Source organism: Streptomyces sparsus (assembly GCF_054776295.1).
This window is the reverse complement of record NZ_BAAHCA010000473.1, coordinates 1-3,795: the sequence shown is the minus strand read 5'-3', so window position 1 is coordinate 3,795 and position 3,795 is coordinate 1. Positions and strand designations below refer to the sequence as shown.

Below are 3,795 nucleotides of genomic sequence, written 5' to 3'. Positions count from 1 at the left end.
GCGCGGGGGCGGTGCGGGGCGGCCCGGCGGGGACGTCAGCGCCAGGGTTCGGCGACGGTCCGCAGGATGGTCGCGGTGGCGACGGCCGCGGTGACGGCCTCGTGGCCCTTGTCCTCGGTCGAACCCGGCAGTCCGGCACGGTCCAGGGCCTGCTGCTCGGTGTCGCAGGTGAGCACCCCGAAACCGATCGGCACCCCGGTGTCCACCGAGACCTTGGTGAGGCCCTGGGTCACGCCCTGGCACACGTAGTCGAAGTGCGGGGTACCGCCGCGGATGACCACACCGAGTGCCACCACGGCGTCGTAGCCGCGGTCGGCCAGCACCTTGGCGACCACGGGCAGTTCGAAGCTGCCGGGCACGCGCAGCACGGTCGGCTCGTCGATGCCGAGCTCGCCCAGGGCCCGCAGTGCCCCGTTGACCAGGCCGTCCATGACCGTGTCGTGCCACTGCGCGGCGATCACCGCGACCCGCAGGTCCTCGCAGTTCTTGACCGTCAGTTCGGGTGCGCCCTTGCCGCTCAACGTTGCTCCTCGTCAGATGGGGTGGTGCGGTGGGTGGTGCGGTGCCGCGTTCGGCCGGCCTCCGGCGGGGCCGCGCCGGACGGCGCGCCGGGCCGGGTCACTGGCTGCCGCAGGCGGAGGCGTGGGCGTCCTCCAGCCAGGGCAGTTCGTGGCCCATCCGGTCCCGCTTGGTGCGCAGGTAGCGCAGGTTGTGTTCGCCGGCCAGGACCGGCATCGGCTCGCGGCCGGTGACGCGCAGGCCGTGCAGGCGCAGCGCGTCCGTCTTCTCCGGGTTGTTGGTCATCAGGCGCAGCGAGCGCACCCCCAGGTCGGTGAGCATCTGGGCGCCGGCGGCGTAGTCGCGGGCGTCGGCGGGCAGCCCCAGCTCCAGGTTGGCGTCGAGCGTGTCCCGGCCGCGCTCCTGGAGTTCGTAGGCGCGCAGCTTCGACAGCAGTCCGATGCCGCGTCCCTCGTGGCCCCGCAGGTACACGACCACGCCGCGCCCCTCGGCCTGGACGCGGGCCAGCGCGGACTGCAACTGCGGCCCGCAGTCGCAGCGTTGGGAGCCGAAGATGTCGCCGGTGAGGCACTCGGAGTGCACACGCACGAGCACGTCCTCGCCGTCCCCGACGTCGCCGGCGACCAGCGCGACGTGCTCGACGCCGTCGACCTCGGACCGGTAGCCGTACGCCTGGAACTCGCCGTGCGCGGTCGGCAGCCTGGTTTCGGCCTCGCGGTGCACGGTCGGCAGCCGGCGCGCGGGCACCGGCACCACGGTGATCGGCTCAGCACCGACCAGGGCGACGGGCCCACCGGTGGTGGGAACCGCGGCGGCGGCCATCGGAACGCTTGGTTCCGCGCCGACCGGACCAGGTTCGGTGACCACGGCCACCGGGGCGGCCGGTGCGGTCCGCACCGGCCCGTCGGCGACCGGGACGGAAGCCGGACCGGAGGCGGCCGGGTCGGCGGCAGCCGGGTCGGAGGCTGCCGGGGCGGCCTCGGTGTTCCGGCGGTGGGCGATGAGGTCCTCAATGGAGACGATCGCCAGGCCGTGCTTGCGGGCGAACGGCACCAGCTCGGGCAACCGCATCATGGTGCCGTCCTCCGCGGCGATCTCGACGATCGCGGCGGCCGGACGCAGCCCGGTGAGCCGGGCCAGGTCGACGCCGGCCTCCGTGTGGCCGGGGCGGGTCAGCACCCCGCCGGGACGTGCGCGCAGCGGGAAGACGTGTCCGGGACGCACGAAGTCGCCGGCCGTGTAGGCCGGGTCGGCGAGCATGCGGATGGTCGTGGCGCGGTCGGCCGCGGAGATGCCGGTGCTGACGCCGTGCGCCGCGGAGGCGTCGACCGAGACGGTGAACGCGGTGCCCATGGACTCGGTGTTGGTGGCGACCATCTGCGGCAGTTCCAGCCGGTCGAGCTCACCGCCCTCCATGGGCACGCACACCAGGCCGCGGCACTCCGTCATCATGAAGGCGACGATCTCCGGGGTGGCCTTCTCGGCCGCGATCACCAGGTCGCCCTCGTTCTCCCGGTCCTCGTCGTCGACCACCACGACCGGCCGGCCGGCGGCGATCTCGGCCAGCGCCCGTTCGATCGGATCGAGCGTGAGGTCGGTCAGCTCGTGGCGCAAGCCCGGGGACGAGCCGTACCAGCTGCTCAGCGCGGTCATGAGGACGCTCCTTCCATGTGCCGGGGCAGCCCGGGGGGCGGTCCGGCGGTCGCTCGGGACCGGAGCCACCAGGCCCGCATGCCCCAGAGCACCAGCACGAGATAAACGAGGTAGACGAGACCGGAGAAGGCGAGGCCGCTGCTGAAGGCCAGGGGCACGCCGACGAGGTCCACCAGCAGCCAGGCGAACCAGAACTCCACCAGGCCACGGGCCTGCGCGACCATGGCGGCGAGCGTGCCGGTGAAGATGTAGGCGTCCGGCCAGGGGTTCCAGGACAGCTGCGGCACAGCCGTGAACAGCGCGCCCACGGCCGCCGTGCCCAGCGCGGTGCCGGCGATCAGCCACAGGCGTTCCCGCCAGGTGGCGAAGCGCACGGCGATCGAGCCGTCCTGGGCCTGCTGCCGGCCGCTGTGCCACTGCCGCCAGCCCCACAGGGCCACCGTGATGACCAGCAGCTGCTTGCCGACACCGCCGCCGAGCTGCGCGGAGGCGTAGGCGGCGACCAGGATCAGGCCGGAGAGCACCTGGGCCGGCCACGTCCACAGCGAGCGGCGCCAGCCCAGGGCGAGCGCCAGCAGGCCCATCAGGTTGCCGATCATGTCGGACCAGATGACCTGCTGGCCCAGCGCCTCGAAGGCGGTCGCGTTGAGCCATCCGAAGGCGGTCATCGCACGCTCTCCGTGCCGGCCGGGCGGCGGTCGTCACCGAGCAGCCGTTCGACGTACTTGGCCAGTACGTCGACCTCCAGGTTGACCGGGTCGCCGATCTTCTTGGTGCCGAGCGTGGTCAGGTCGAGCGTGGTGGGGATCAGGCTGACGGTGAAGCGGTCGTCGGCCACGTCGACGACGGTGAGGCTGACGCCGTCGACCGTGATGGAGCCCTTCGCCACCAGGTAGCGGGACAGCTCCGGCGGCAGGGACACCTCGACGATCTCCCAGTGCTCGCCGGGGGTGCGGGCGGTGACGGTCCCGGTGCCGTCGACGTGCCCCTGCACGAGGTGGCCGCCGAGTCGGCCGCCGAGCGCCATCGGGCGCTCCAGGTTGACGCGGGAGCCGGCGGTGAGCGCGCCCAGGCTGGAGCGGTGCAGGGTCTCGGCCATCACGTCGGCGGTGAACTCGCCGTCCGCGGTGGTGACCACCGTGAGGCAGACCCCGTTGACCGCGATCGAGTCGCCGTGCCGGGCTCCTTCGGTGACGAGCGGGCCGCGCAGCCGCAGCCGGCTGGCGTCACCGAGGTCCTCGACCGCGGTGACCTCGCCCAGTTCTTCGACGATTCCGGTGAACACTCAGGACTCCTCGGTGCGGAGGGGGACGGCGGTGACGCGCAGGTCGGGGCCCAGCTGCTCGGTGTCGGTGACGGTGAGCCGCATGGCCTGGGTGAGCGTGGTGATGCCGGCGTTGGCGAGGGCCTGCGGGCCTGCGCCCAGCAGGACGGGCGCGAGGTAGGCCGTGACCCGGTCGACGGCGCCTGCCGCGACGAAGGCGCCGGCCAACGTGGCGCCGCCCTCCAGCAGGACCGACCTGATCTCCCGTGCGTGCAGGGCGGCGAGCAGCGCGGGGATGTCGAGTCCGGTGCCGTCGGCGGCCCGCGGCAGGCGCAGCACCTCGGCGGGCCGCACCGGGA

Annotated in this window: 5 protein-coding genes; all 5 read right to left on the bottom strand. The window is 73.5% G+C overall.

From position 1 onward, the window contains the following. Nucleotides 1-35: 35 nt before the first annotated feature. Nucleotides 36-521 (bottom strand): 6,7-dimethyl-8-ribityllumazine synthase, encoded by a 486-nt coding sequence (gene ribH, locus ACYVE9_RS18720; RefSeq protein ID WP_461029034.1) that lies wholly within the window; start codon nt 519-521, stop codon nt 36-38. 97 nt (nt 522-618) lie between these two features. Next, a complete protein-coding gene (ribA, locus tag ACYVE9_RS18715) occupies nt 619-2,172 on the bottom strand; it encodes a GTP cyclohydrolase II (protein WP_461029033.1) in 1,554 nt (517 codons plus the stop codon). Beyond that, complete coding sequence (locus ACYVE9_RS18710) at nt 2,169-2,840, bottom strand: nicotinamide mononucleotide transporter family protein (RefSeq protein WP_461029032.1); 672 nt, start codon at nt 2,838-2,840, stop codon at nt 2,169-2,171. Before ACYVE9_RS18710 ends, ribA begins: the two co-directional genes overlap by 4 nt. Next, nucleotides 2,837-3,457: a riboflavin synthase gene (locus ACYVE9_RS18705; protein ID WP_461029031.1), complete on the bottom strand. Its 621-nt coding sequence runs from the start codon at nt 3,455-3,457 to the stop codon at nt 2,837-2,839. Before ACYVE9_RS18705 ends, ACYVE9_RS18710 begins: the two co-directional genes overlap by 4 nt. After that, nucleotides 3,458-3,795, bottom strand: a 338-nt coding sequence (locus ACYVE9_RS18700; protein WP_461029030.1) for a RibD family protein, incomplete at its 5' end; no start/stop codon positions are given. It lies immediately after the preceding gene.